At 62.7% G+C, this 24,624-nt stretch carries 27 protein-coding genes; 15 read left to right on the plus strand and 12 right to left on the minus strand.

Going from position 1 to position 24,624, the window contains the following annotated elements; translation table 11 throughout:
- Window positions 1–328: 328 nt before the first annotated feature.
- The 13 genes from J7557_RS00060 to J7557_RS00120 all read left to right on the plus strand — a co-directional run bounded on the left by J7557_RS00060 (window position 329) and on the right by J7557_RS00120 (window position 12,042).
- Window positions 329–1,024 carry a DedA family protein gene (locus J7557_RS00060; protein WP_291416118.1) on the plus strand — a complete coding sequence of 232 codons (696 nt, stop codon included), beginning with the start codon at window positions 329–331 and terminating at the stop codon, window positions 1,022–1,024.
- 48 nt (window positions 1,025–1,072) lie between these two features.
- A complete protein-coding gene (locus J7557_RS00065) occupies window positions 1,073–2,272 on the plus strand; it encodes an O-antigen ligase (protein ID WP_291416120.1) in 1,200 nt (399 codons plus the stop codon).
- Window positions 2,273–2,483: 211 nt separating this feature from the next.
- On the plus strand, window positions 2,484–3,512 hold the full coding sequence (locus tag J7557_RS00070; RefSeq protein ID WP_291416122.1) for a sulfate ABC transporter substrate-binding protein: 1,029 nt from the start codon (window positions 2,484–2,486) through the stop codon (window positions 3,510–3,512).
- 96 nt (window positions 3,513–3,608) lie between these two features.
- The gene (locus tag J7557_RS00075; RefSeq protein ID WP_291416123.1) at window positions 3,609–3,830 is read left to right on the plus strand and encodes a hypothetical protein; all 222 of its coding nucleotides are present in this window, start codon (window positions 3,609–3,611) and stop codon (window positions 3,828–3,830) included.
- Complete coding sequence (locus J7557_RS00080) at window positions 3,827–4,423, plus strand: alpha/beta hydrolase (RefSeq protein ID WP_291416125.1); 597 nt, start codon at window positions 3,827–3,829, stop codon at window positions 4,421–4,423. Before J7557_RS00075 ends, J7557_RS00080 begins: the two co-directional genes overlap by 4 nt.
- A gap of 86 nt (window positions 4,424–4,509) precedes the next feature.
- Complete coding sequence (locus J7557_RS00085; protein ID WP_291416127.1) at window positions 4,510–5,862, plus strand: FAD/NAD(P)-binding protein; 1,353 nt, start codon at window positions 4,510–4,512, stop codon at window positions 5,860–5,862.
- Window positions 5,863–6,069: 207 nt separating this feature from the next.
- Window positions 6,070–6,915, plus strand: coding sequence for a sulfate ABC transporter permease subunit CysT (gene cysT, locus J7557_RS00090; protein WP_291416129.1), 846 nt, complete (start codon window positions 6,070–6,072; stop codon window positions 6,913–6,915).
- Complete coding sequence (gene cysW / locus J7557_RS00095; RefSeq protein ID WP_291416131.1) at window positions 6,899–7,774, plus strand: sulfate ABC transporter permease subunit CysW; 876 nt, start codon at window positions 6,899–6,901, stop codon at window positions 7,772–7,774. The genes cysT and cysW overlap by 17 nt, the downstream gene beginning before the upstream one ends.
- A gap of 12 nt (window positions 7,775–7,786) precedes the next feature.
- On the plus strand, window positions 7,787–8,821 hold the full coding sequence (locus tag J7557_RS00100; protein ID WP_291416133.1) for a sulfate/molybdate ABC transporter ATP-binding protein: 1,035 nt from the start codon (window positions 7,787–7,789) through the stop codon (window positions 8,819–8,821).
- A gap of 18 nt (window positions 8,822–8,839) precedes the next feature.
- Window positions 8,840–9,268, plus strand: a complete 429-nt coding sequence (locus J7557_RS00105) for an Rrf2 family transcriptional regulator (RefSeq protein WP_291416135.1) — start codon at window positions 8,840–8,842, stop codon at window positions 9,266–9,268.
- Between the two features lie 197 nt (window positions 9,269–9,465).
- Entirely contained in the window at window positions 9,466–10,434 is a 969-nt protein-coding gene (gene exbB, locus J7557_RS00110; protein WP_291416137.1) for a tonB-system energizer ExbB, read from the plus strand.
- Between the two features lie 4 nt (window positions 10,435–10,438).
- Window positions 10,439–10,903 (plus strand): TonB system transport protein ExbD, encoded by a 465-nt coding sequence (gene exbD, locus J7557_RS00115; protein WP_291416139.1) that lies wholly within the window; start codon window positions 10,439–10,441, stop codon window positions 10,901–10,903.
- Window positions 10,900–12,042 (plus strand): energy transducer TonB, encoded by a 1,143-nt coding sequence (locus tag J7557_RS00120; RefSeq protein ID WP_291416141.1) that lies wholly within the window; start codon window positions 10,900–10,902, stop codon window positions 12,040–12,042. Before exbD ends, J7557_RS00120 begins: the two co-directional genes overlap by 4 nt.
- Here the strand turns inward: J7557_RS00120 and J7557_RS00125 are convergent.
- From J7557_RS00125 to J7557_RS00180, 12 genes are all read right to left on the minus strand, one after another.
- Window positions 12,039–12,752: an ATP-binding cassette domain-containing protein gene (locus J7557_RS00125; RefSeq protein ID WP_291416143.1), complete on the minus strand. Its 714-nt coding sequence runs from the start codon at window positions 12,750–12,752 to the stop codon at window positions 12,039–12,041. The genes J7557_RS00120 and J7557_RS00125 overlap by 4 nt on opposite strands.
- Window positions 12,731–13,528 (minus strand): ABC transporter permease, encoded by a 798-nt coding sequence (locus J7557_RS00130; RefSeq protein WP_291416144.1) that lies wholly within the window; start codon window positions 13,526–13,528, stop codon window positions 12,731–12,733. The genes J7557_RS00125 and J7557_RS00130 overlap by 22 nt, the downstream gene beginning before the upstream one ends.
- The gene (locus tag J7557_RS00135) at window positions 13,507–14,487 is read right to left on the minus strand and encodes an ABC transporter substrate-binding protein (protein ID WP_291416146.1); all 981 of its coding nucleotides are present in this window, start codon (window positions 14,485–14,487) and stop codon (window positions 13,507–13,509) included. Before J7557_RS00135 ends, J7557_RS00130 begins: the two co-directional genes overlap by 22 nt.
- A gap of 14 nt (window positions 14,488–14,501) precedes the next feature.
- Window positions 14,502–15,797: a sorbosone dehydrogenase family protein gene (locus J7557_RS00140; RefSeq protein ID WP_291416148.1), complete on the minus strand. Its 1,296-nt coding sequence runs from the start codon at window positions 15,795–15,797 to the stop codon at window positions 14,502–14,504.
- A gap of 142 nt (window positions 15,798–15,939) precedes the next feature.
- Window positions 15,940–16,899, minus strand: a complete 960-nt coding sequence (locus tag J7557_RS00145) for an ABC transporter substrate-binding protein (protein ID WP_291416149.1) — start codon at window positions 16,897–16,899, stop codon at window positions 15,940–15,942.
- A gap of 21 nt (window positions 16,900–16,920) precedes the next feature.
- Window positions 16,921–17,892, minus strand: coding sequence for an ABC transporter substrate-binding protein (locus tag J7557_RS00150; protein WP_291416151.1), 972 nt, complete (start codon window positions 17,890–17,892; stop codon window positions 16,921–16,923).
- A gap of 46 nt (window positions 17,893–17,938) precedes the next feature.
- The gene (locus tag J7557_RS00155) at window positions 17,939–18,856 is read right to left on the minus strand and encodes a sucrase ferredoxin (RefSeq protein ID WP_291416153.1); all 918 of its coding nucleotides are present in this window, start codon (window positions 18,854–18,856) and stop codon (window positions 17,939–17,941) included.
- On the minus strand, window positions 18,856–19,833 hold the full coding sequence (locus tag J7557_RS00160; RefSeq protein WP_291416154.1) for an ABC transporter substrate-binding protein: 978 nt from the start codon (window positions 19,831–19,833) through the stop codon (window positions 18,856–18,858). The genes J7557_RS00155 and J7557_RS00160 overlap by 1 nt, the downstream gene beginning before the upstream one ends.
- A gap of 31 nt (window positions 19,834–19,864) precedes the next feature.
- Complete coding sequence (locus J7557_RS00165) at window positions 19,865–20,833, minus strand: ABC transporter substrate-binding protein (protein WP_291416156.1); 969 nt, start codon at window positions 20,831–20,833, stop codon at window positions 19,865–19,867.
- A 13-nt stretch (window positions 20,834–20,846) separates the two neighbouring features.
- Complete coding sequence (locus J7557_RS00170) at window positions 20,847–21,908, minus strand: iron ABC transporter permease (protein ID WP_291416158.1); 1,062 nt, start codon at window positions 21,906–21,908, stop codon at window positions 20,847–20,849.
- A complete protein-coding gene (locus J7557_RS00175) occupies window positions 21,908–22,930 on the minus strand; it encodes an iron ABC transporter permease (RefSeq protein ID WP_291416160.1) in 1,023 nt (340 codons plus the stop codon). Before J7557_RS00175 ends, J7557_RS00170 begins: the two co-directional genes overlap by 1 nt.
- A complete protein-coding gene (locus J7557_RS00180; RefSeq protein ID WP_291416162.1) occupies window positions 22,927–23,766 on the minus strand; it encodes an ABC transporter ATP-binding protein in 840 nt (279 codons plus the stop codon). Before J7557_RS00180 ends, J7557_RS00175 begins: the two co-directional genes overlap by 4 nt.
- Window positions 23,767–23,934: 168 nt before the next feature.
- On the opposite strand from J7557_RS00180, the gene J7557_RS00185 reads away from it, so the two are divergent.
- Together J7557_RS00185 and J7557_RS00190 are read left to right on the plus strand one after the other, a co-directional pair.
- Window positions 23,935–24,255, plus strand: coding sequence for a hypothetical protein (locus J7557_RS00185; protein ID WP_291416164.1), 321 nt, complete (start codon window positions 23,935–23,937; stop codon window positions 24,253–24,255).
- 78 nt (window positions 24,256–24,333) lie between these two features.
- On the plus strand, window positions 24,334–24,585 hold the full coding sequence (locus J7557_RS00190; protein ID WP_291416165.1) for a GlsB/YeaQ/YmgE family stress response membrane protein: 252 nt from the start codon (window positions 24,334–24,336) through the stop codon (window positions 24,583–24,585).
- The last annotated feature ends 39 nt before the right edge of the window (window positions 24,586–24,624 follow it).

The raw sequence follows: 24,624 nt of genomic DNA on the forward strand, positions 1-24,624 counted from the left end.
GGTTGACGCGATCTGCGCCGCGGCGGGTCTCACACATGCGCGTGGAAAAATCCACAAAAGCATGAGGAGTGGTGCTTCTGCCGTGGGTGTCCGGCGTACTACATGGTCGCTGCCTGGGCTCATAAAGCAAATCATCGCGACCGCGGGTAAGGTGGCTAGCTTTCCCCGGTTGCGCCGGAGTAGTCTGGTGCGACAGTCCCGGCGATACCTATGTGGATGGGTCGGGTGATCAAGGGGCATTTGTGAACGAGATCGATGCAAACTGCCGGCGCTGCACTGCTGCCACGCTCTTCCCGCCCAATTTCATTTCCTCCGGTTTTTAGCCCCTATGATCGAATTTCTGCACTCCACATCGGTGTGGCTTGAGACGCTGCTCAATGCCGTCTCGGACAATTTCTGGCTTTCAATCGGGTTTATTTTCCTCGTCGCCATTGGCGAGGCGGTGTTCATTCTTGGGCTCTTCGTCCCTTCGACGCCGGTTCTGCTGCTTGTCGGCGGCATCATTGCCACGGGCAAGCTACCGTTCTGGGAAATTTATCTTGCCGCCGTGCTGGGTGCAGTGATCGGCGATGCGATTTCATACACGGTAGGCCACGCATTGAAGGATCGGATCCGGACGATCTGGCCGTTCCGCAACTATCTCGATCTGCTCGACCGGGGGGAGGCGTTCTTTGCGCGACACGGCGGAAAATCGGTCTTTATTGGCCGGTTCATTCCCGGAGTGAAGGCGGTGGTTCCCGGAATCGCGGGCATGATGGGCATGCCTTATCGCTGGTTTTCCATCATCAATGTTTCCTCTGCCTTTGCCTGGGCGGCGGCTCACATTCTGCCGGGCATGCTGCTGACCGCCTGGCTGAAGTCGATCGGCCTGTCACTGGAACTGGTGATCATCGTTGGGGCCGTAGTGCTGACAGTGTTGTTCCTGCTCGTTCACTATTTCCGCTCCATCGTCCTCTTTTTTGCGCCTTTTCTGGGCAGCTTCGGCCGCTCGCTGCAGGACCGCTGGGGGCGTTCGGGCGTGTGAGGCGCCCGCCAAGCTTGTCTGGGGCGATTTGGGGCTGTAGTGGAGCTTATGCCCCATTCTGTTCGTAGCTCCGTCCTTCTCGTCGCTCTTGTCGCCACGCTTGCCATGTCTCCCGTGGCACCTGAGGCGGCAAATGTTATTTTTCTCGCGTTAGGCGTCTTTTCCGTAACGCTGATGTTTCCGCGGGCCGCAGAGCAGTTGCGCCGCCCTATCGTCTGGATGCCCCTGCTGGGGCTTGGACTGATTGCGCTTTCCTACGGCATTGGGGCGAGGTCCTTCGAGGGGCTGGTTGGGTTGGCATTCTTCTCACCGGTCTTCGCCATCTGGCCGCTTCTTACCGTGGCCGAGGACATCAAGTCCGAGGACAGCTCTCTGCTGATCGCCACTTTCGCTCTGGCGGGCGTCAGCGGGGCCGCAGTGGTTGCGATCCTGGAAGTCGTGGCCACAGGCACGGTTCGTGCTGGGGGTGGGGTGGCCAATCCTATCCATTTTGCCGACGTGGCGCTGTTGGTGGGTTTTATGGCCTGTTCCGGGATGGTCGGAAAAAAGGGATTTTGGCGATTCCTGTTTTTGCTGGGACCGGTGTTCGCCACTGTTGCCGTGGTCTTGTCCGGCACGCGGGGTGCTGTCGTCGCCATAGCCGGCATGCTTGCCGTGGCGGCCATCGGGCTGGTCGTGCTGCGACAGGTGTCAGCGAAGAAAGCGCTGATTGCACTGGCGGTTCTGGTGGTGGGTGGAGCGGCCGCATTGCTGCTAGGAGCCAGCCAGCTCTCGGGCGTCCAGCGCGTGCTAATCGACATCGCGGAGGTGTTGCAGCATGGGCTGCCGACGGATGAGTCGACTGCAATTCGCCTGCAGATGATTGCCGGGGGTACAAAGGCCTTTCTGCAGTCGCCGATTTTTGGCCATGGACCACTTGCCTTTGTCAATCTCGCCAATGAACTGTCGGAGCTGCCGTTCGGGAGCTGGCCGCATCTCCACAATGATCTCGCTGACTTTGCGGCCAGCGCAGGCGTTCTGGGGCTGGTGGCCTATGTGCTTTTCCTCCTCGCTCCCATCGCTGAAGCCGCTCGTGCCCCAAAAAGTGAGGCCAGGCCGCGCATCCTCGTGCTCGCTTCGACGCTGGTCGGTGGCTTCTTCATCATGGGGCTGACCAATGCCATGTTTGGCATTCTGACGGTCACGGTGACCTATGCGGTCATTTGTATCGTCATCGGAATACTGGCGAGACAGGCCTCAAACGCCTGAAAGAGCAGCGCTAAGCTCTCGTTAATCTCTGCAAAAAGACGCAACGAAACCCAGGAAAGTGGCGTCGTTTCGGAACTCCATTGCGACAATCTTGGCAAGCGGGCCCTGCGGGAGCAATATTTTCTCCTTAGGGGCTTCGGCTCGCAAGCATCAACCTTTTCAATCACGACTGAGTTGATAGGGTTTATGTATTCGCTATCGGGAGGTTCCAATGAAACGGACAGCCAAGATCTTCGCCTATGCCGCCCTGGCCGCATCGCTCGCGGTTGGTTTCTCCGTCACTGCCCATGCGCAGGACCGGACGCTCATCAACGTCTCGTATGACCCCACCCGCGAGCTCTATCGCGACTTCAATGAGGCATTCATCGCCCATTGGCAGGAGACGAAAGGCGAGACCGTCGCCGTGCAGGTTACTCATGGCGGGTCCGGTTCGCAGGCCCGCACCGTGATCGACGGGCTCGAGGCCGACGTTGTGACGCTGGCGCTCGAAAGCGACATCAACGCAATTTCTGACGCCAATCCCAGCCTGATCCCGGCCGATTGGCGCGGGAAGCTCGAAAACAACAACGCGCCCTATACCTCGACCATCGTGTTCCTTGTCCGCAAGGGTAACCCCAAGGCCATCAAGGACTGGGGCGACCTGGTCGCCGATGGCGTCGAAGTGATTACGCCGAACCCCAAGACGTCGGGTGGCGCGCGCTGGAATTTCCTGGCCGCCTGGGCCTGGGCCCGCGAAGCCAATGGCGGCGATGACGCCAAGGCGCAGGAATTCGTGACCCAGCTCTTCCAGCACGTTCCGGTGCTCGATACCGGTGCGCGTGGTTCCACCACCACTTTCGTGCAGCGCGGCATCGGCGACGTTCTGCTCGCCTGGGAAAATGAAGCTTACCTTGCCCTTGAAGAACTCGGCCCCGATGCATTCGACATCGTAACGCCGTCGCTCTCGATCCTGGCCGAACCGCCGGTGGCGCTGGTTCAGGGCAATGCCGAGAAGAAGGGCAACCTCGATCTGGCTGAAGGCTATCTCGACTACCTCTATTCCGATGCCGGCCAGACGATTGCGGCCAAGCACTACTATCGCCCGTTTCGTCCGGATGCCGCAGCGCCGGAAGACATTGCCCGCTTCGGCGAGCTTAACCTCGTGACCATCGAGGATTTCGGTGGATGGCGCGAAGCACAGCCGAAATATTTCGGCGACGGCGGCCTCTTCGACCAGATCTACACTGGTCCTACCCAGTAAAGTACTTGCGGCTGGCAGTGTCTTGGTGCCGGCCGCATCCTCTTTGCCGCGGGGCACGTCCCCTTCCTGAGTGATATCTCTACTTCGGAGGACAGAATGGTGCATTTCTTCGGTATTTTCAGTCCTGGCCCGCTGGCCAGGAACAGCGCAGAAGAGGCGCCCGCCAAAGCAAACTTCTTTGGTGGCCTGCCTGAGCGAGCGGATGATGCGGCCCTGAGTCCGCTCGAAGAGGACGCGATCTATCTTGCCGGCAAGGCGCCGGAGCCCGAGCCGCGCGGTTTTTGGGACGCGCGCCACGAAGGGTTGTCGGAGCGATGACCCGGCCTGTCCTTGTCGCGCCTGGTCTTAACGGATCGGGCGAAGGGCACTGGCAGCGCTTCTGGCTCGAGGATTTTGACGAGGCGCAACTGGTCGAACAGGCCGATTGCTCCAATCCTGACGCGACGCGCTGGCAGCAGGGTCTTGAACAGGCTGTGCGGGCCAATCCGGGTGCGGTCATCGTGGCGCATAGCCTTGGGACCATGCTGGTGGCGCGGCTCGCGGGAAGTCCCGTAGCGTCCTTGGTTGGTGGCGCTTTGCTTGTTGCTCCGGCCGATATCGAGCGCACGTCGGCCCCGCATGCGCGGAGCTACGAATTCGGTCGCATTCCGACGGAGCGCTTGCCTTTCCCGGCGATGGTCGTTGCCAGTCGCGACGATATCTATATGACGCTCGACAAGGCTGTTTCGCTCGCCAAAAGCTGGCAGGCGCCGCTGGTGGATGCAGGCTATGTGGGCCACATCAATGTGGCGAGTGGTTTTGGACGCTGGGTCGAGGGCTACGAACTGGCCCGGCAGGTTGCCGAACAGGCGGATCGCTGGCAAGAGCGGCCAAGGCGGGCGACACCTGAGGCACAGTTGCGCTCATTTTAGTATCGCCCGCCATTTCCAGCAGGGCGCCGGGATCTCTCTTGGCACTGAATATTGACGGCGCATTGCGCATAACCGGGAGGGTTGCGATGACCGCCACAGGCTCGACAGGCAAATCCATTGTTATCATCGGTGGCGGGGCCAGCGGCGTGCTGCTGGCCGCCCATCTCCTGCGCAGTTCCGATCCCGATCTACGCGTGACCCTCCTCGAAAGGCAGGGGCGTTTTGGGCAGGGCCTCGCCTATTCGGCGCTGGCGCGCAATCATCGCGTCAACGTGCCGGCGCGCGGCATGAGCGCCTTTGCCGATGATCCCGACCATTTCTGGCGCTGGCTGCAAAGGCGGGAGCCTGGCAAGCACGGCTCGTCCTGGACCTTCGTGCCACGTCGGCTTTATGGCGCGTATCTTGAAGATGTGCTGCGCGAAGCAGGCGAGTATCTGCCGGGACGCTTGCTGGTTCGTTCCGAGGAGGCGGTCGCGCTGCATGAGACTCCCAATGGCGTCGAGACCGTGCTGGCAAATGGAACAAGCGTGGTGTCGCAATGGGCGGGGCTGGCGGTTGGCCACGAAACCCAGTCAGCGCGGGGCAGGGGCATTGCCATTCGTGCGGGATCGGAGCGGGACACGCCGCTCGATCCCGATGCGTCCGTCATGATCCTCGGATCCGGCCTCAGCATGGTCGATGCCTGGGTGTCCCTAACGGAAGCGCGGCATCGGGGACCGATCACGGTGGTTTCGCGCAACGGCCTGCTTCCGAAGGCGCACAAGGATGTGGCGCCTATCGCAATCGATGCGGCTGACGTGCCGTTTGGTACGAGTCTCACTTACCTCGCGCGCTGGTTCCGCGACATCGTGCGCGACGTAGAGGCGAAAGGTGGCGACTGGCGCAGCGTCGTCGATGGGTTGCGGCCCTTTAACCAGCGGCTCTGGGGCAGTTGGCCGCTACGGGAAAAGCGGCAGTTTCTGCGCCATGTCCGCCCATGGTGGAACATTCACCGCCATCGCCTGCCGCCTGATCTCCATGCGGGCTTGGCGCGGGCCGTGGAGACGGGCCAGGTCAATCTTGTGGCAGGCGAATTCGTCGGTATCGAACGAGCGGGAGAGCTGGTGCGCGCCACGGTCCGTCCGCGCGGAACCGAGAGGCGCGAGGTGATCGAGGTGGCACGTGTCTATGATTGCGGCGGCGTTTCGGTCGATGTGCGCGCCAGCGCCAATCCGCTGATCCAGCAATTGATCCAATCGGGGGCGGCGCGGCCGGATGAAATGCATATTGGTCTCGATGTCGATGCCAATTGCGCCGTAGTCGCTTCCGAGGGGCGCGTATCGCAGCGCGTGCGTGTCGTCGGGCCGCTGACAAGGGGGAGATATTTCGAGATCGAAGCCGTTCCCGACATAAGGCTGCAATGTGCCGCGATAGCGAACTCTTTGCTTGCCGCCCACTGACTTTGCGCCCCGACGCAATCGAGTTCGTCCACCTCCGCCTCTGGTGGAACGAATTTCTATCTTTGGATAGAATGTTGCCCGGGCGTCGCCTTGCGAAACCCTACTCCGTGGCTAGAGTTAGGCGACAATTTCGGGCCCCCGCATGAACCGACCAGAACTGCGCCAACCCGGATGCGCTTTCAGCGCGTCCCTGCTGGAGAAAGCCGCATGAGTAGATTCGGCCGCTTTCGCCAACCCAGCGTTATTCCCGGCTTTGGGCTGACCCTTGGGTTCACACTCGCTTATTTCTCGCTGATCATTCTCGTGCCCCTGGTGGCGCTGGTGCTGCGCTCGGCCGGCCTCGGCTGGAACGGGTTCTGGGCCGCGGCGCTCGATGCGCGCGTGCTGGCCTCGCTGCGCACCAGCTTTTTGACGGCGCTGATCGCGGCTGGGATCAATGTGGTGTTCGGCACGCTGATCGCCTGGGTGCTGGTGCGCTATCGCTTTCCGGGCCGGCGCATTTTCGATGCCATGGTTGATCTCCCGTTCGCGCTGCCGACGGCTGTTGCCGGTATCGCGCTGACGGCGATTTATGCGCCCAATGGCATTGTGGGGCAGTTCGCAGCGCAATTGGGTTGGCGCATCGCCTACACGCCTATCGGCATCACCATTGCCATGATCTTCATCGGCCTGCCCTTCGTGGTGAGGACCATCCAGCCGATTCTCGAAGAGACCAGCAAGGAAGTGGAAGAGGCTTCGGCAACGCTGGGCGCCAATCGCTTTCAGACCATTTCGCGTGTGCTGCTGCCGAGCCTGGCGCCGGCCATCATGACCGGCTTTGCACTGGCCTTTGCCCGCGCCGTGGGCGAATACGGCTCGGTGATCTTCATCGCCGGCAATATTCCATTCGTCTCGGAAATTGCGCCGCTCCTGATCGTCATTCGCCTCGAAGAATTCAACTATGCCGGGGCGGCGGTGATCGCCACGGTGATGCTGGCGATTTCCTTCGTGATGCTCTTCGTCATCAACCTCATTCAGGCCTGGAGCCGCCGGAGATATGGCTATGGCAGCTAAATCGCATGCCCGTCGCCAGACATCGCCGACTAATGAGCCGCTCTATGTCCGCTGGATACTGGTCATTGTGGGTCTCCTGTTCATGGCCCTGTTCATAGTGCTGCCGGTCGTCGCCGTGTTCTCGGAGGCGCTGCGCCAGGGGATTGGAGTCTATTTCCAGTCGCTTATGCAGCCGGACGCGCTCTCGGCCATTAGGCTGACCCTGCTGGTTGCGGTGATCGCCGTGCCGCTCAACGTGGTGTTTGGCGTCGCCGCATCCTGGGCGATCGCCAAGTTTGAATTCAAGGGCAAGGCGTTTCTCACCACCCTGATCGACCTGCCGTTTTCGGTGTCGCCGGTGATCTCCGGCCTCGTCTATGTGCTGCTCTTTGGCTCTGGCAGCGTGCTGGGGCCGTGGCTGCGGTCCTACAATATCGAAATCCTCTTTGCGGTGCCGGGCATCGTGCTCGCCACGATCTTCGTGACCTTTCCGTTCGTGGCGCGCGAGCTCATTCCGCTGATGCAGGATCAGGGTTCGGGCGACGAAGAAGCGGCCCTGTCGCTCGGCGCCTCCGGCTGGCAGACCTTTTGGCGCGTCACCCTGCCCAATATCAAATGGGGCCTGCTCTATGGCGTGCTGCTGTGCAACGCGCGCGCCATGGGTGAATTCGGCGCCGTGGCGGTGGTTTCGGGTAAGATCCGCGGACAGACCACGACCATGCCGCTGCAGGTCGAAATGTTCTACAATGAATACCAGAGCACGGCCGCCTTCGCGCTGGCCTCGCTCCTCGCCTTGCTGGCGCTCGTCACCCTGGTTCTCAAAACAGCGCTGGAATGGCGGTTCGGCGACGAACTCGCTGCCACCGGTCGCGGCCACTAGACTGGAATAGAGATGGAAGTACGCGTTCAAAACGTCCGCAAGGAATTCGACCGGTTTCCGGCGCTCCACGATGTGTCGCTGGATATCAAGTCGGGCGAGCTCATTGCGCTGCTTGGGCCCTCGGGCTCGGGCAAGACCACGCTTCTGCGGCTGATCGCCGGTCTCGAACGGCCGACGGCGGGCAAGATTTTCTTTGGGCAAGAGGACGCTTCGGAAAAGAGCGTGCAGGAGCGCAATATCGGCTTCGTGTTCCAGCACTATGCGCTATTCCGGCACATGACGATTTTGGAAAACGTGTCCTTCGGTCTCGAAGTGCGGCCGCGTTCGACCCGCCCGCCCAAGGCGGAAATCCGCCGCCGGGCGCGCGAACTGCTTGATCTGGTGCAGCTCTCGGGCCTTGAAAAGCGCTATCCGAGCCAGCTTTCGGGTGGCCAACGCCAGCGCGTGGCGCTCGCTCGCGCCCTTGCCATCGAGCCGCGCGTGCTGCTGCTCGACGAGCCGTTTGGGGCGCTCGATGCGCAGGTGCGCCGCGAGCTGCGCAAGTGGCTGCGCGAAATTCATGATCGTACGGGGCACACAACCGTGTTTGTGACCCACGACCAGGAAGAAGCGCTGGAACTGGCCGACCGGCTTTGCGTGATGAGCCAGGGCAAGATCGAGCAGGTGGGTACGCCGGACACGGTCTATGACCAGCCGCAATCGCCCTTCGTCTTTGGCTTCATTGGCGAATCCAGTGCCCTGCCGGTCAATATAGAGCGCGGAGATATCTGGCTCGGCGACCGGCCGATTGGTATTTCCTCGCCGGAGGCATCGGGGGCGGCACGCCTGTTCTTCCGTCCACACGATATTGAACTCGTCGAAGGCGATGCGGCTCTGTCGGGCGTTGTTGCCAGCAGTCGCCGTGTTGGCGGTACGCGCCGGGTGGAGCTTGACATTGGCGGGGCCGCGCATCGGGTGGAGATCGATCTTCCCTTCGATCATCCGGCCGGCGAGCGGAGCCAGATCAGCTTCCGTCCCAAGCGCTGGAAACTGTTTCCGCCCGCTTGAGGCGGCGAGGAGCGCGCGGTGATTTCCCAGAAGGCCCGCTACGCGCTTCGTGCCCTGCTTGCGCTCGCGCGGGTGGGGCCTGGCAATACACTGATGACCAGCGAGATTGCGACCGAAGAGAAGATTCCGAAGAAGTTTCTGGAACAGATCCTGCTTCAGCTCAAAGGCAATGGCTTGGTACGGAGCCATCGTGGACGCACTGGTGGTTACGAGCTTATTCGCCCTGCAGAAGAGGTGATGTTCGGCGACGTTTTGCGGTTGATCGATGGACCGATTGCCCTTCTGCCATGTCTTTCCATCGTCGCCTATCGGCGTTGCGAGGATTGTCGCTCCGAGGAAAGCTGCGAATTACGGCATGTGTTTTCGCGGGTGGCGCTGGCCTCTCGTGATGTGCTCGACAAGACCAGTCTTGCCGCGGCCTTGGCGGCGCCGGAGCTGCTGGCCTGACCGTGCTCTTCGCGATCGGTGCAAATCCTTGCGCGATCAGCTCAATCGTCTTTCCCTTTTCTTGACAATAAACGTCATCTTTAATAGGTGAGCGGCATTGAGCTTCTGCATGTGCCGCGCCCCATGGGCGAGTTGCCTCGGATCAGTTGATCTGGCGCCCGGTTGACAGCAGGTGCTTTGTCAAGGGTAGTGTCCTCATGGCTGATCGTCTCATCCGCAACAGAAGCGCGCTTTACGCTGTCGCTGGTCTTCTCCTTATTTCCGGCCTCGCCCTTCCGGTCGTGGCCCAGGAGGCTGCGCCCGTGCAGAATGGTGCTCCGGCGGTAACGGCGCCCGCAGATACAAACCCGGCAATGTCTGCTCCTGCCGCGGAAGCAACGGCGCCGGTGGCGGCCGACGCTGCCATTGCGCCAAGGGCGGAGTCAGATCTGCCTATGGTTGAGACGGGCCTTCAGGGCCACGACCTCTCCCCCTGGGGCATGTTCATGGCGGCCGATTATGTCGTGAAGAGTGTCATGGTGGGGCTGCTCACCGCGTCGCTGGTCACGCTGATCATCTGGGTGGCCAAGAGCATGCAGCTCTCCGGGGCACGTCGCCGTGCCTACAAGGCGCTGCGCGAAGTACTGAAGGCCGATAGTCTCGAAAGTGTTGCGACAGTTATGGCCAGCCGCAGGGGTATTGGCGCCATGTTGGTGAAAGCGGCGGCCGAAGAGGTTGAGATGTCGAGCGATCTCGTGGGCCGTGTTGATCCCGGTGGCATCAAGGAACGAGTGTCGTCGCGTCTAAGCCGGATTGAAGTCGCTGCGGGCCGCAAGATTTCGCAGAGCCTTGGTATTTTGGCTTCCGTCGGTTCGGTGGGGCCATTTGTTGGTCTTTTCGGCACCGTCTGGGGCATCATGAATGCCTTTGTGGGCATTGCCGAAACGCAGACGACCAATCTTGCCGTCGTGGCGCCTGGTATTGCCGAAGCCCTGCTGGCGACGGCCTTTGGTCTCGTGGCCGCTATTCCGGCCGTGGTCATCTACAACGCCTTTGCCCGCTCGGTCACCGGCTACCGGCAGTTGCTGGCCGATGTTTCGGCTGGTATCGAACGCCTCGTGAGCCGCGATCTCGATCGTGCCGCTCTCACCATCACGCGCGGCCCGACCGCTCTCGCGGCGGAGTAGGGGCATGGCCGGTCGGATCAAGGACGGCGGGGGCGACGAGCTCGACGTCAATCACGAGATCAATGTGACGCCGTTCATCGACGTCATGCTGGTTCTGCTGATCATCTTCATGGTGGCGGCACCGCTGGCGACGGTCGACATCAATGTGGACCTGCCGGTTTCCAATGCGACGCCGGCTCCGCGCCCGGAAGAGCCGCTTTTCGTTACGCTCAAGGACGATCTGAGCCTGGCTATCGGCAATGACACAGTTGCGCGTGAGGCACTTGCGGCCTCGCTTGACAAGGTGACCGAAGGTGATCGCGAAACCCGTGTGTTCCTCCGCGCCGATGCGGCGGTGGCCTATGGCGACCTGATGGAGGCGATGAACCTCTTGCGCTCGTCCGGCTATGTGCGCATCGCGCTGGTGGGTCTGGAATCGGCCAATGCCGTGGCCGTGCCGAACGGCCAGGACGCTCAGGCGGCAGAATGACCAAGCCAGGCGACAGCTTTGTCGCAGAAGACTTTTTGCGCGCCACAAAGGGCGACGTCGTTCTTTGGACGACAGCGAGCCTGCTGGTTATTGCAGGGCTCGTGGGGGGCTACTGGGCCTATCAAACCTTTGTACCCAAGGAAGAAGCCGCCGGTCCGCCGCCGGGGGCAATGGTCATCGAATTCGCCGATTTTGCGGTATCGCAGGTGACCGAGGAACTCGACGTGCCCGAAGGCGAGCTTTCGGCTGCGTCCGAGGCCACGCCGCCGAGTGAGGCTGAGCCTGATCAGGAAGCCGAGCCGGCCGAAGAACCCGAGCCGGTGACGGAGCCGCCGGAGGCTGAGCCGGAAGAGATTGCGGAACCGGAAGAAGTGGTCGAGCCCGAAGAGGTCGTCGAGACCGCCGAGGCTGAAATCGAACCGCCGCCGGAGCCGGAGCCCGAACCTCAACCCGTGCCGGAACCAGAGCCGGCTGTGGTGCCTGAGCCGGTCGAGCCGATCATCGAAGTGCCCGAAGTGGAGGTGCCGGAGCCCGCCGTGGTGATCCAGCGGCAGATGGCGACGGTTGAACGGCCGGAACCAGAGCCGGAGCCGAATCCAGAGCCGGAGCCTTTGCCCGAGGAGCCGGCGGTTGAGCCTGTCGATCCAAACCTGCCTGTGCCGGTGACCATGTCGCCGCGCATTGCGGAAACGCGCGCCAATACGCCGAAAACCGACTTTACGCCGCCGCCCCGTCGGGCTTCGCCGCCGCCGCAGGCTGCATCACTGGCTTCGGCACCCAAGCCGCAGGCGCAGCAAGCTCAGCAGGCTGCCGCGCCGCAACAGTCAGACAGCGCAGAGCCAAGCAGATCGCAGCTCGACAGTTGGCAGGCTAGTGTTTATCGCCATCTTGGCAGGCGTCTGAAGTACCCCGCCGGTGCGGAGCGGCGTCGCGAGAAGGGCCGGGTCACGGTGAGCTTCACGATAGATGCGGTGGGCAATGTGCAGTCAGCCAGTGTTAGCAAATCGAGCGGCTTTGCCTCGCTGGATGATGCTGCGCGTGATCTGGTCTACGCCAGTTCGCCTATACCGCGGCCGCCAGAAGGCACGCCCACGCCGTTTACCATCCATATGCCGCTCAACTACGACTACGAGCGCTAAGAAGTTCCAATGTGTTGCTTGTAGGCATCAAGCGTGGTTGCGTCGCGCTGAGATGGCGGAATCGGCAGGTGGAAGTCCGCCGATATGCGGGGTGGTGAACCGGACAGAACCAGCACGCGGTCAGCGAGGCGTGCCGCATCTTCGGCCATGTGGGTGACGAGAAGCATCGTCGGCCCGTCCGAGGCAGCGACTGATGCGATCAACCGATACATTTCCTCAACGAGGATGCGGTCGAGCGACACGAAAGGCTCGTCGAGCAGTAGTAGGCCTGCATTGAGGGCCAGGGCGCGGGCGAGGGCGGCACGACGCTGCATGCCGCCGGAGAGCTGGTGCGGGTAGAGACTTGCTTGGTCGGAAATGCCCGTCCTGCCGAGGGCGACCATTGCTTGTTCGGTGCTGACGCCTGTGCCGGCGGTTCGGACATTGTCTGCTGTCGTGAGCCAGGGCAGCAGGCGCGGGTCCTGGAAAAGAAAGCCCGGCGGAGCGGCTTCGGCGGCGGGTTGATCGTCGATGGTTACGTTGCCGGAATAGTCTCTGTCGATCCCGGCAATGATGCGCAGGAGCGTCGACTTGCCGATGCCAGATGGGCCGAGGATGGCGGTGACGCTGCCAGGCGAGATCTCGGCTCCGAAGCCGGAGAAAGTAGGCGCGGCGCTGCCGGGGTAGCGCTTTTCGTCGATCGATATTTTCAGGCCTGGGCCGATCGCCATTGCAGCACCCTCCGTTCGATGGGGCGCAGTATGCCATATTCAATGGTGAGGACGACGAGGATGAAGGCGGAGGTGTAGGCGAGGATGCCGGTAATGTCGAAGAACTGGAAGAAGAGGCTGACGCGGTAGCCGATGCCGCCGTCGCTGCCCAAAACTTCGAAGACGAGGACGATCTTCCAGATCAGCGACAGGCCGGTTCTCGCAGCAGCGAGGACGAAGGGCATGAGTTGGGGCAGGAAGATCAGGCGGAGACGTTTTGCTGGAGGCCAGCGCATGGCCAAAGCGAGTTCGTCGAATTCGGGGGCAAAGCTTCGCACGCCTTCGCGGATCGTGGTGGCGACCAGCGGTACCTTGTTGATGACCACTGCGAGGATCAACGCGGTTTCAGTGAGGCCGAGCCAGATATAGAGCGCGATGGCGACGACGATGGCGGGGAGGTTGAGACCGACGAGGAGCCAGCTTGAAAAGAGGCGATCGAGCCAGCTTTTGCGGCCAATCAAGATGCCGATTGCGGTGCCGATCAGCATGGCGAGAATGAAGGCAAGGCTGGCGCGCCAGAGCGTTTTGGCGAGATCGGCGAGGAGTTTTCCTTCCGTCGCGAGGCGCAGCATTTCCTGACCGACGGCGATGGGCGAGGGAAACAGCCTGTGGGCCAGCGCCATGGCGAGGACCTGCCAGACTAGCAGCAGGATCGGGAAGGACAGGAGTTCGAGCAGCGGCAGGGCGTGTTTGGGCCCTGCGCGCTGGGGTTCGCCTATTTGCGGTAGCCCGGCCAAAATGTCCCCGGCAACAGTTTTTGGCCCTCACCCACGACTTCGCTGCCGCCGAAGCGGGCGAGGAGGGCAAAGGTCTGTTCGGCGGCGCTTGTGTCCTCGGGATCGTATGCGGAGACGATGCCGGCCCGATAATCCTCGCGCAGCTGTGCGAAGAGCGCTGCATCGTCCTTGGCGCCCATCAGGCCCTTCAAACTTTCCCAGGCCGTATCGTCGGTGAGCAGCACCTCTTTGGCGGCGAAGGAAGTGTCGAGGAAGCGGACCACTGCGTCGTGCTTGGCTTCGGCGGTTGCTTCCGTAAAGGTCCAGCCCAGCAGCGGCGGCGCTTTGGCGACGCCGAGTTCAGCCAGCATGGTTTTTACCGAGAGCAGTTCGTGCATGCCGGCGGCCTTGGCGCGGGCATTCCACTGCCAGAAGTTGAGGCCGGCATCGACGCCGCCATTGCCCAAGAGCTCATTGACGAGGGGCGGAGCGCCGAAGCGGGCTTCTGCGACCTCGGGCAAAGTCTTGCCAGTCTTGCTGACGAAATAGGCCTGAAGGATGACCCAGCTCTTGTCGGCCGGGCCACCAGCGACGCCGATGGTCTTGCCTTCGAGGCCGGCTACGTCGGTGATTTCGCTATCGGCAGGAACCATCAGACCGCCGACTGTGAGCGAATGCGGCACCATGGTGACAAGGTTGCCGTCATTGCGCTGGGCAGCGATCCAGACGAAATCGGAGAGGATGACGTCGACTGCACCAGCCTGCAGGGCAATCTGCCCGGCGCGGCTATCGGCAAGGGGGCGAACTTCGAGGTTGAGGCCGTGGGCCTTGTCGAGGCCGAGCGACTTGATGGTCTCGATTTCCCACTGCACCGTGCCGCTTTCCTGCACGCCGATGGTCAGCGTCAGGGGTTCCTGGGCGAGGGCGATGGACGAGGCGGCGAGGGTGATGAGCCCTGCGCCGAGAGTTTTGGTCAGCATGGTCAAGTCCGGTCTCAGGCGCCTGTGACGCGCCAGATGACGTCGCCGACGTCGTCCGCCATGAGCAGGGCCTTGTCGGCGGCGACAGCCACGCCAACGGGACGACCGAAGGAGTGTTTTTCGTCGGCCGAGAGGAAGTCGGTGAGGATGTCCCGCGGCAGGCCGACGGGCTTGCCGTTTTCGAAGGCGACGAAGATCAGCTTGTAGCCGCTGAGCTTGCTACGGTTCCAGGAGCCGTGCTGGCCGATGGCCATGCCGGCGGGGAAGCCGGGCAGGGTGTTTTCCGGAACCCAAGTGAGGCCGAGCGAAGCGGTGTGGCCGCCGAGGGCGAAGTCCGGATGGTCCTGCTTGGAAGCCGGGTGAGCCGCGCTCTGCGGCACACGATCGTCGACCACGCCCCAATAGGAATAGGGCCAGCCGTAGAAGCCGCCATCGCGAACCGAGGTCAGGTAGTCGGGCGGGGTTTCGTCGCCGAGGCCGTCGCGTTCGTTGACGACAGTCCAGAGCACGTCTGTCGTCGGCTCCCAGGCCATGCCCACGGGATTGCGCAAACCCGCGCCATAGATGCGCGAGGTGCCGGTGGCGATATCGTATTCGTGAATACAGGCGCGATTTTCCTCGGCTGCCATGCCGGCATCACCGATATTGCTCAGCGAACCGACGGCGACGTAGATCTTCGTACCGTCCTTGCTGGCGATGAGGTTGCGCGTCCAGTGGCCGCCGGGAACGAGGTCCATCAGCTTCTTACCCGGCGTGGTGATCCTGGTTGCCGCGGGATCATAGGGATAGGCGAGGAGCGCGTCGCTGGCGCCGACATAGAGGATCGAGCCGATGAGCACCATGCCATAGGGCTGTCGCACGTTTTCGATATAGGCGTGACGTATTTCGGCCGTGCCGTCGCCATCGGCATCGCGCAGCAGGGTCACGCGATTGGGGCTCGTGCCCGAGGCGCGGGCGCGCTGCATGGTGGCGGACATGGCGTGATCGAAGAGTGAGCTGGGCTTGCCCGATTCACCCATGGATTCAGCAACCAGCACGTCGCCATTGGGGAGGGCATAGACCTGGCGGGGGTGATCGAGACCCCTAGCAAAGGCGTTGACCTTGAGGCCTGCGGCGGCGGTCGGCTTGTGATCGCCTTCCCAGCCCTTGGCCGTCGGCATTTTCAGCGTCGGGATGCTGCCCTGCGCCTTGGGCGCTGGAATATCGGGCTTGGAGCCATAGACCGGGGACTTGTTTTCGCCGCCATGGCGGATCGCCACGGCCAATGCGCCAATGGCGGCAACGATCTCAGCGAAAATGGAATTGCTCATCGCGGCATCTCGAATGACATGTATGGAACGGAAACGGCCTCTTCTTATCACGCTGTCAGTTCTGCGAAAGCGGAAATCCCTGACTTAAAACGTTCATCCCCGCTTTCGCGGGGACGAGGTGGTTGGCGGTGCTGAGCGCGGCTTAGCGCGGCATGGGCACGAAGTCGCGACCCGAGATGTTCGAGATCAGCATGTAGCTGATGGCACCCAGCGCATAATAGGACGCGGCGGAGGCCTCTTCGCGGGGGATGACGATGAACTGGTTCTCGCGGCAGGCGTGCAAGAACTCACAGAAATTCGGCATGGCGGTTTCGAGTGCACCAATGGCATCAGCCGGAGTTTGCATCTGGTCGGTGCGATAGGTGGCGAAAACGAAATCTGCGTCGAATTCGGGCAGGGTTTCGGCGCTGAACTCGGCGCTCTCGCCGGCCGGAATTGCCTCGATCTTGGCCGGGAAGGTGAAGCCGGCATCGCGGAGGACCTTACCCAGCGTGCCATAGGTGTGCTCGATATAGAGCTTGCCGTCATTGGCCTGGATTACGCTGGCGCTGATTGAGGCGGTGTCGATCAGGCGCTTGATCTGTGCGATCTGGCCTTCATAGCGGGTCTTGAGAACGGCGAGGCGGTCTTCGGTGCCGGTGAGTTCGGCGAGGAGATCGAAGATCTCAAAACCTGAGCGGAAATTGTCATCGAGTACAACTGTGGGCGCGATGGCCTGGAGCTGTTCGACGTCGGCGGTTTGCCAGGCAGTCGTCAGGATAAGGTCGGGCTCAAGCGCCGCGACCGCCTCGACGTCTGCTGGCAGGTTGCCGACGAACTTGATGTCTGAGTTGTCGAAGTCGACGCCGGTGAGCACCTTGCTGGAGCGAATGAAGGGCGTTCCCTCGGTGGTGGTGCGGCCGTGGCTGCCGAGCGGGAAGACGCCTAGCTCGATCAGCGGCACGGTCAGCGAGAGATCGTGCAGCGAGACGATGCGCAGCGGCTTGATGGGGATTTCCACCGTGCGGCCGGTGTCGTCGGTAAAGGTGCGGGTTTCCTGGGCGAGGGTGGCGGTGAGGCCGGCAAGGGTCAAAATACCGACGGCGATGAGTTGCTTGAACATGATCGGGTTTCCCGGTTGCAATTATTCGGCCAGCGCGTCGAGATCGCGGCCGGAAATGGCGGCGAGGACGGCCGAGGCCATCATGCCGGCGGCGGTATAGGAGCGAGCGACGGCGTCTTCGCGCGGCACGAGCACGAAGCGTTCGCCCGCGCAGGCGGTTAGGAACTGGCAGAAGCTCGGGGTGACCGTCTCGATATCGGCGATGGCTTCCTGCGGGCTCTGGCCGCGGGCGGCGTCATAGGTGAGGAACATGAAATCGGCGTCGAAGGCGGGGAGTTCTTCACCTGAGAAGAAGGTGCGCTCGGTGCCTTCGAGACCGTCGATCACTGCGGGGAAGGTGAAGCCGGCATCGCGCAGAACCTTGCCGATGACGCCATAGGTGTGCCAGGCGGCGATCTGGCCTTCCTGGGTCAGAATGATCGAGGCGGAAATATCCCGCTCGCCGATAACGGCCTTCACCTGATCGACCTGCGCCTCGTAGCGCGACTTGAGGATGGCGAGCTTGTCCTGGGTATTGGTCAGTTCGGCGATATCTTCGAAGGTCGCCAGTTCGCCGCGCACATTGTCTTCGACGAAGACAGTCGGGGCGATGACTTCGAGCTGTTCGGCTGATGCTTCCTGGAAACTCGAGGTGATGATCAGGTCGGGTTCCAGCGCGGCGATGGCTTCGAGATCGGCAGGCGAACCGCCGACATTGACGATGTCGGAATTTTCAAAGGTCACGCCGGTCAGCGTGGCGGCGCCGCGCATGAAGGGGCCGGCCTCACCATTGCGGCCGAAAGCGCCGACCGGGATGATGCCGAGTTCGACGAGCGGCACGGTGAGCGAGCTGTCGTGGAGGGTAACGATGCGCTTGGGCGCAACGGGAACTTCCACGGTGCGGCCGGCGTCGTCGGTATAGGAGCGGGTCTCCTGGGCCATGGCCGGGACGGCGAGCAGCAGGGCGAGGGCCGCCGTGGCGATCAGCGCGGCGTGGCGGGTGAGGGGCGTCATTTCTAGTCTCCAGTGTCGCTTTGGGTGGGGCCCGTTTTCGACGACTTCAGTGTGCTGCTGTCTTTGGCTGGGCGATAACCTCGTCCACGCACCAGCGCAGGGTCATCTCGCCGCCGCCTTCGGCGACGACGCCGCAATTGCCCTGGACCATGAAATCCTGGGCGTGCATGCGAATGGAAAGCCGGGCCCCGGCAAGCTCGGCTTCGAGGGTGAGAAGGTCGCCTTCGTGAGCGTCTTCGGGAATGTCGCCGCCGAGGGAGACCGCTGACGTGCCGAGGCCGTTTTCGGTGGCCCATTTGAGCGCGGCGAGTTCGGCGACCTGGGCCGGTTCGGGCTCGTCGGAGCGGCCCTTATAGGTCGGGAGGTAGACTTCGTTGCGGCCGATGGCATCAAGGAAGCCTTCGGCGTGCTCTGCCGTCATGCGACCGTAGCGCTGGCGCTGGGGCATGACGACGAGCGAGGCGGCAAAGCGGCAGCCGCCGATATGGGTCGCCTGGACGATGTTGAACTCTGCCGGGTCGGCGATCTTGACCAGGGCTTTGTAAGTCGAAAAGCCGTGGCGAGCGCAGCAGGCGTCGCGCCGGCTATCGGTGCAGCAGATAATGGTCGGGCGCGTGTCCGGCGTGCCTGCAAACACCTTGCCGCCGACATAGTCGCGAATGGCGGTGATCAGCTCTGACTCGTCGGCAAAGTGGGCGTAGACGTTTTCCGGCAGGGCATGGAGCGTCGGCAGCTTGCCTTCTGCTTCGACCTTGTCGATCAGGGCCACATGGAGCTTGGCGTGGGCCGCTTTATGCAGCACCTCGGAGAGCTCCGGCGACATATCGACCGACTCCCAGCGCGGCGTCCGCCATTTGCCGCGCGGCCAGGCGAGCATGAGAACACGCTTGGGTGCATCACCCGTGCCGGCCAGGGGCTCGCCGCGTTCGCGGCAGAGATCGGTGCAGAAGACATGCTTACCCATTACTTGGCTTCTTCAAACGGGACGAAAGAACGGCCGGCGACATGGGTCTCGACGAGATCGAGCGCGAGGTCGAGGCCGGCCATGGTGCTGCCGAACGTGGGACCGGGCAGCAGGACCATCTGGCCGTTCCTGCAGGCGGTGAGGGCCTGGCACCAGCCGGGTGCGAATTTTTCGTATGCGGCGCGCACGGCTTCGGGCGTGGCATCGGGCTGCTGACGATAAAAGCCGAAGATGAAATCGGCATCGAGTTCTTGGATCAGCTCTGCGCTCCACGAGGCTTGCGTCGCTTCGAGGGCGGAAACGGCGGCAGGCTGGGTAAAGCCGAGATCGGAGAGCACCTGAGCAATGGCGCCGAGATTGGCGCGATAGACCCAGAGTTCTTCGCCGGCCGGGAACATGAACGTCATGGTCGCGGAGATGGCGGAGGTGTCGCCGATATAGGACTTGGTGCGTTCGACATTGTCGAGATAGCGCTGGTAGCGCGCTTCGAAATTGCCAGCCTGGCCGCTGACATCGGCCAGGGTGCGCAGGGTTTCGACGAGGCCGAGGGCGCTATTGTCGACCACGAGGGTGGGCGCGATGGCCTGAAGCTGGTCGACGACGGACGGGTCGGTATAGGTGCCGCCGATGATGAGATCGGGCTGCAGGGCAGCGATGGCTTCCAGGTCGAGGGCGTTGAACTGGCCGACATATTTGATGTCGGTGTTCGAATAGTCGATGCCGAGGGTATCCATGCCGCCGCGGAGGTAAGTCTTGCCATCGGCATCGACGCGGCCGGCGCTGCCGACCAGGGCAGCGCCCAGTTCATAGAGGGGCAGGGCGACGATCTGGTCGTTGAGCGCGACGATGCGTTGCGGGGCGACTGGAATGTCGAAGGTGCCGTTGGCGGCGGTGACGGAACGGGTTTCCTGCGCGAAGGCGGGGAGGGCGAGGCCGAGCGCCAGGGTGAGGGCAACAAAGGCAGTGCGGAAGATCATCGGATAGTCTCCACGAAAGGTCAGAGCGGAATTACTGGAGGTCGCCTTCGACTACGGTTGCCGGATCGCCATCGGCAGCGGCTTCGAGCAGCGGCACGAGGAAGTCGACGGCAACCGGGATGGACAGAAGCTCCTGGCGGGCGATGGCCGCGAGGTGCTCATCGGTGAGGAAGATTTCGCCGCCCTTGGCGCTCGCCTTAAGGAATGGTCGGGCGGGGTAATCGAGCGATTCCTGCAAAGCCGCCGAACCGCCGTACCAAACGAGAACGTCGGCATCGATCGGCTCGATGAGTTCGGGCGAGACGAGGTTGAAGAAGGCGGTTTCGGTGATGTCGTCGAGCGCGGTGGGCGTCACGAAGCCGAATTCGTTGAGGAATTTGGCGCGGATATCGAGCTTGTTGAAGGCGCTGAATTCGCCTTCGACGATGCGGCCGACAACGGCTGTCTTGCCGGCCCATTCGGGATGGGTTTCGCGGACTTCGGCAAAGCGGGCGTGGATGGCATCGATCTGGCGCTGCGCTTCGGCCTCGGCGCCGATGGCGCGGCCGGCGATCAGGGCGCGCTGATCCCAGGGCAGTTCATAATCGCCGAGGCCGCTGGGGATGGCGACGACCGGCGCGATGAGACTGAGCTTTGCATAGAGGTCTTCATCGATGCCGGAGGCGAGGGCGATGATGACGTCGGGATTGGTCGAGGCAACCAGCTCGGGATCGATGTCTCCGGCGAAGACCACGGGCTCTCCGATGAGCAGCGACTGGCCCCACGGGGGCGTCGTGGACGGGAACTTGTCGCGCCATTCGCGCACGATAACGGGGCTGACCCCAAGCTTGAGCAGGTTGCCGATACCACCATAATCGACGCTGGCGACGCGTTCGGGTTTGGTTTCGATGATTGTCGTGCCGAACTTGTGCTCGATGGTGACCGGGAATTCCTGCGCGATAGCCGGCGTGGCCAGCGCGAGGGCCAGGATGGCGGCGAGCAGGCCTAAACGAAACGACATGAAATCCTCCAAATCAATGCGATGCGGTGGAACGGCTGCGCACCATCAGCATGATGAAGAGCGGCACGCCGATGAGGGCGGTGAGCAGACCAGCGGGAATTTGAATGGGTGCGAAGGCGGCGCGGCCGATGAGATCGGCGAGCGAGACCAGCACGGCGCCCACCATGGCGGTGATCAGGAGATTGAGGCCGATGCCGGCCGGGGCGATGCGACGCGCGGCATGGGGCGCGATGAGGCCGACAAAGCCGAGTGGCCCGACGACCGATGTGGCGATGGCCGCAAGGGCCACAGCGATGGTGAGTTGCAGATTGCGGATCAGCTTTGTGCGAACGCCAAGGCTAACGGCCGTTGCTTCGCCCAGGCGGGTCGCCGAGGAACTGCGGCTGATGGCGAGGAGGGCGGGGAGCAATACCGCGCACCAGATGCCCAAAGTCCAGACGTCGCTCCAGCTCGCGGCATTGATTGAGCCGGCGAGCCAGGAGAGGGCGGCCATGGCGCGGTCGATGTCGCCATAGGTCATGAGGGCCGAGGTGATCGATGAGATGAAGGTCGAAAGCCCGATGCCCATGAGGATGAAACGAATGGCGCTGCCGCCCTGGCGGGTGTGGGACAGGCCCTGGATGGCGAGGGCGACGAGAATGGCGCCGGCAAAGGCGGCCCAAGGGCGGAGGGCCCCGGAAACATCGGGGAAAACGACGGTCAGGGTGACGACGGCGAGGGCTGCGCCCTGGCTGACGCCGACGAGCGAAGGGTCGGCGAGGCCGTTTCGCGTCGTGTTCTGCAGAGCGGCGCCTGAAAGCGCCATCATGGCGCCGACGAGGGCGGCAGCGAGGGTGCGCGGGAAGCGGAATTCCCAGACGACATTGTCGACAGCGCGGCTGATGCTCAGGCCTCTCAAGGTGTCGATGACCTCACTGAGGGCGACGCCATAGGTGCCGGTGGCTAGGCTAACGCAGCAGGTTAGGAGCAGGACCAGCGCGAGCAGAACCAAGGCGACGAGGGCGCGGACCGGGAGGCGGAGGGCGAGCCGTTCGGATCCGCTACGCAGGACCCAGTGGCGGGCGGGGGCCGACATCAGCGCGTTCTCCGGCGGACGAGCTGGACGAAAAGCGGTGCGCCGATCATGGCGGTGATGATGCCCGTAGAAATTTCGCGCGGCGGGATGGCGATGCGTGCAATGGTGTCGACGCCGAGGAGGTAGACGGCGCCGGCTAATGCTGCATAGGGCACGATCCAGCGATAGTCGGAGCCGACATAGAGGCGCACGACGTGGGGAATGACGAGGCCGATGAAGCCGAGCGGGCCGGCGAGGGCGACCGAACACGCCGTCAACACGACGACCACGGCCAGCAATTGCATTTTTAGCGCTCCGGTCTTTACGCCGAGGCCTTGGGCCACCTCGTCGCCCATGGCGAGGACGGTGACGCGCGGGGCGAGGAGGACGCCGCCGATGAGGGCGAGGGCGATTGGCGGGCCGACATAGAGCAGCAGGGTGATGTCGCGACCAGCCAGACCGCCGGTCAGCCAGACGCGGAGGTTTTCAAACGTATCCTGATCGAGCAGGTGGACGACGGAGATGACGGCGCTGAGGAAGGCGCTGATGGCGGCGCCGGAAAGGGTAAGGCTGAGCGGGGTTGCGCCGCCCGGCACGAGGCGGGCGATGAGATAGACGACGAGCGCTGCGCCGAGCGCCCCCAGCATGGCGATCCAGGGGATGAAGAGCATGCTGGAAAGGCCGAATACGCGGGTGGCAATCACCACCGCGAAGGCGGCGCCGGAGGTAAGACCGAGCAGGGCCGGATCGGCAAGAGGATTGCGCGTCACGCCCTGCATCAGGGCGCCGGCGAGGGAGAGGCTGGCCCCGACGATCACGGCCAGCACGGCGCGGGGCAGGCGCAGATTGCGTACGATGACGTGGTCGAAGACAGTCTGGTCAAAATTGGTCAGCGCTTCGATGACAGTGCCGAGCGAGAGTTGCTTGGCGCCGACGGCGATGTGCAGCAGGAAGGCGAGGACCAGAACGCCGACAAGCACCGGAACGCCGCTCCAGGCCCGGACGGGATGCGTGCCGGTAGTGGGGGCGATCATCGTGCTCATGAGGCGGTCACGGGCGCTGCGCTGCGCATACGTGAGCCCGACGGAACGCAGACCATACGGCCGTTATCGGGATCGCGCAGCACCTTCGCGTCGAGGCCAAAGACTTCCTTGAGCCGGGCGGCGGTGAAGATGTCGTCCGGCGTGCCAGTGGCGACGATCTGGCCCTCTTTCATCATCACCAGATGGTCGGCATAGGCGGCCGCGAGGCTGAGTTCGTGAAGGACGATAACGAGGGTGCGGCCGCGCTGGTGGGCGAGGCCGGCGAGTAGATCCATCAGGTCGACCTGCACCTTGAGGTCGAGGAAGGTGGTGGGTTCATCAAAGAGGATGAGGTCGGTTTCCTGGGCCAGGACCATAGCGACCCAGCAGCGCTGACGCTGGCCGCCCGAGAGCGTATCGACGCTGCGATCGGCGAAATCGGTGATGCCGGCAATATCCATGGCGCCATTGACGGCATCTTCGTCGGCCCGGGTCCATTGGCGCAACAGGGTCTGGTGCGGGAAACGGCCTTGGGCGACGAGCTCGCGCACGGTCAGCCCTTCGGGCGCTATCGGGCCTTGCGGCAGAAGACCGAGCTTGGCGGCGACGCCCTTGGTGTCGAGCCGATGGATATCCTTGCCGTCGAGTAGAACACTGCCGTTCGATGGGGTCAGGATGCGTGCCATAGTCTTGAGCAGAGTGGATTTTCCGCAGCCATTGGGGCCGATCAGAATGGTGATCTCGCCGGTGGGAATCGCGAGGTCGACATTGTCGAGCACATTGGTGCCGCCATAGCCGATGCTCAGCCCGATGCCTTCCAATCGCAGCGTTTGCTGCGTCGTTGCACTGCCTGACACGGGCGTTCCTTATATGACTAGGATTGTCTGATTTTGCGTGTAGCAAAGCTGGAACTGGCATTCAAGCCGAAGCAGTACGAGATGGTACGGATGTATTCGATGGGACTGCTACACCCCGGGTTTACCTCTCCTTGCTAGAATGGCTGCCTGTGGGGCGAGGAGGGTTCCATGATACGGCCGCTTGGTATGCTGGCTATTGTTGGGGTTTTGGCACTCGCAGGATGCAGTTCCGGAGAGGCACCGCTGATTGCAGGAGGACCAACGCCGACGCAGGCGATCGACGCCATGCTCAGCAATGCGCGCATTCTCGAACGCCAGCGCGTTGCGATCGTCGAAGATCGCGTGAAGCTCGAAGCCACCGATTGTGCCAAGCACCCAAATGGCGTCGTTACCTGCCGGGTGAGGCTTTATTCGATCGGCAGGGGATGGTCGGCGCCGAGCATGGGACGCTTTACCGAAATGGATGGCCACTGGACCTTCGATTTCTAGGCCACGCAACTGTTTCGCTTCAGCCGCGTTGATTGAAGCGGCTCGGGTAGAGCCGCTATTCTCAATTGTGGGGTTCACATGGGCGACGCAGGTATCGGCTGGATTGCAGCGATCATTATCGGTGGTCTGGCAGGTTGGATCGCATCCAACATCATGAAGACCGAGACCGGTATTTTCATGAACATCATTCTGGGGATCATTGGCGCAGCGGTCGCCAGCTTCCTCTTCGGCATTCTGGGTATTTCGTTCGGTGGCTGGCTTGGCTATCTGATTGCTGGCCTGCTCGGCGCCTGTATCCTGATTGCTCTGGTTCGCGCGATAAGGCGTTAGGGACTAATTCAAAACAAAAGGCCCGGTAGCGGTTACGCT

It is taken from the genome of Devosia sp. (assembly GCF_017744655.1).
Classification (GTDB): Bacteria; Pseudomonadota; Alphaproteobacteria; order Rhizobiales; family Devosiaceae; genus Devosia.

Coding starts and splice junctions, on each gene's coding strand:
- J7557_RS00100 (WP_291416133.1), top strand. CDS start 7,787: ATGGAAGTACGCGTTCAAAACGTCCGCAAGGAATTCGACCGGTTTCCG.
- J7557_RS00125 (WP_291416143.1), bottom strand. CDS start 12,752: ATGGCGATCGGCCCAGGCCTGAAAATATCGATCGACGAAAAGCGCTAC.
- J7557_RS00065 (WP_291416120.1), top strand. CDS start 1,073: ATGCCCCATTCTGTTCGTAGCTCCGTCCTTCTCGTCGCTCTTGTCGCC.
- J7557_RS00060 (WP_291416118.1), top strand. CDS start 329: ATGATCGAATTTCTGCACTCCACATCGGTGTGGCTTGAGACGCTGCTC.
- cysT (WP_291416129.1), top strand. CDS start 6,070: ATGAGTAGATTCGGCCGCTTTCGCCAACCCAGCGTTATTCCCGGCTTT.
- J7557_RS00160 (WP_291416154.1), bottom strand. CDS start 19,833: ATGATCTTCCGCACTGCCTTTGTTGCCCTCACCCTGGCGCTCGGCCTC.
- J7557_RS00190 (WP_291416165.1), top strand. CDS start 24,334: ATGGGCGACGCAGGTATCGGCTGGATTGCAGCGATCATTATCGGTGGT.
- J7557_RS00165 (WP_291416156.1), bottom strand. CDS start 20,833: ATGTCGTTTCGTTTAGGCCTGCTCGCCGCCATCCTGGCCCTCGCGCTG.
- exbD (WP_291416139.1), top strand. CDS start 10,439: ATGGCCGGTCGGATCAAGGACGGCGGGGGCGACGAGCTCGACGTCAAT.
- J7557_RS00075 (WP_291416123.1), top strand. CDS start 3,609: ATGGTGCATTTCTTCGGTATTTTCAGTCCTGGCCCGCTGGCCAGGAAC.
- J7557_RS00185 (WP_291416164.1), top strand. CDS start 23,935: ATGATACGGCCGCTTGGTATGCTGGCTATTGTTGGGGTTTTGGCACTC.
- J7557_RS00135 (WP_291416146.1), bottom strand. CDS start 14,487: ATGCTGACCAAAACTCTCGGCGCAGGGCTCATCACCCTCGCCGCCTCG.
- J7557_RS00070 (WP_291416122.1), top strand. CDS start 2,484: ATGAAACGGACAGCCAAGATCTTCGCCTATGCCGCCCTGGCCGCATCG.
- J7557_RS00150 (WP_291416151.1), bottom strand. CDS start 17,892: ATGACGCCCCTCACCCGCCACGCCGCGCTGATCGCCACGGCGGCCCTC.
- J7557_RS00145 (WP_291416149.1), bottom strand. CDS start 16,899: ATGTTCAAGCAACTCATCGCCGTCGGTATTTTGACCCTTGCCGGCCTC.
- cysW (WP_291416131.1), top strand. CDS start 6,899: ATGGCTATGGCAGCTAAATCGCATGCCCGTCGCCAGACATCGCCGACT.
- J7557_RS00175 (WP_291416160.1), bottom strand. CDS start 22,930: ATGAGCACGATGATCGCCCCCACTACCGGCACGCATCCCGTCCGGGCC.
- exbB (WP_291416137.1), top strand. CDS start 9,466: ATGGCTGATCGTCTCATCCGCAACAGAAGCGCGCTTTACGCTGTCGCT.
- J7557_RS00085 (WP_291416127.1), top strand. CDS start 4,510: ATGACCGCCACAGGCTCGACAGGCAAATCCATTGTTATCATCGGTGGC.
- J7557_RS00120 (WP_291416141.1), top strand. CDS start 10,900: ATGACCAAGCCAGGCGACAGCTTTGTCGCAGAAGACTTTTTGCGCGCC.
- J7557_RS00080 (WP_291416125.1), top strand. CDS start 3,827: ATGACCCGGCCTGTCCTTGTCGCGCCTGGTCTTAACGGATCGGGCGAA.
- J7557_RS00140 (WP_291416148.1), bottom strand. CDS start 15,797: ATGAGCAATTCCATTTTCGCTGAGATCGTTGCCGCCATTGGCGCATTG.
- J7557_RS00170 (WP_291416158.1), bottom strand. CDS start 21,908: ATGTCGGCCCCCGCCCGCCACTGGGTCCTGCGTAGCGGATCCGAACGG.
- J7557_RS00155 (WP_291416153.1), bottom strand. CDS start 18,856: ATGGGTAAGCATGTCTTCTGCACCGATCTCTGCCGCGAACGCGGCGAG.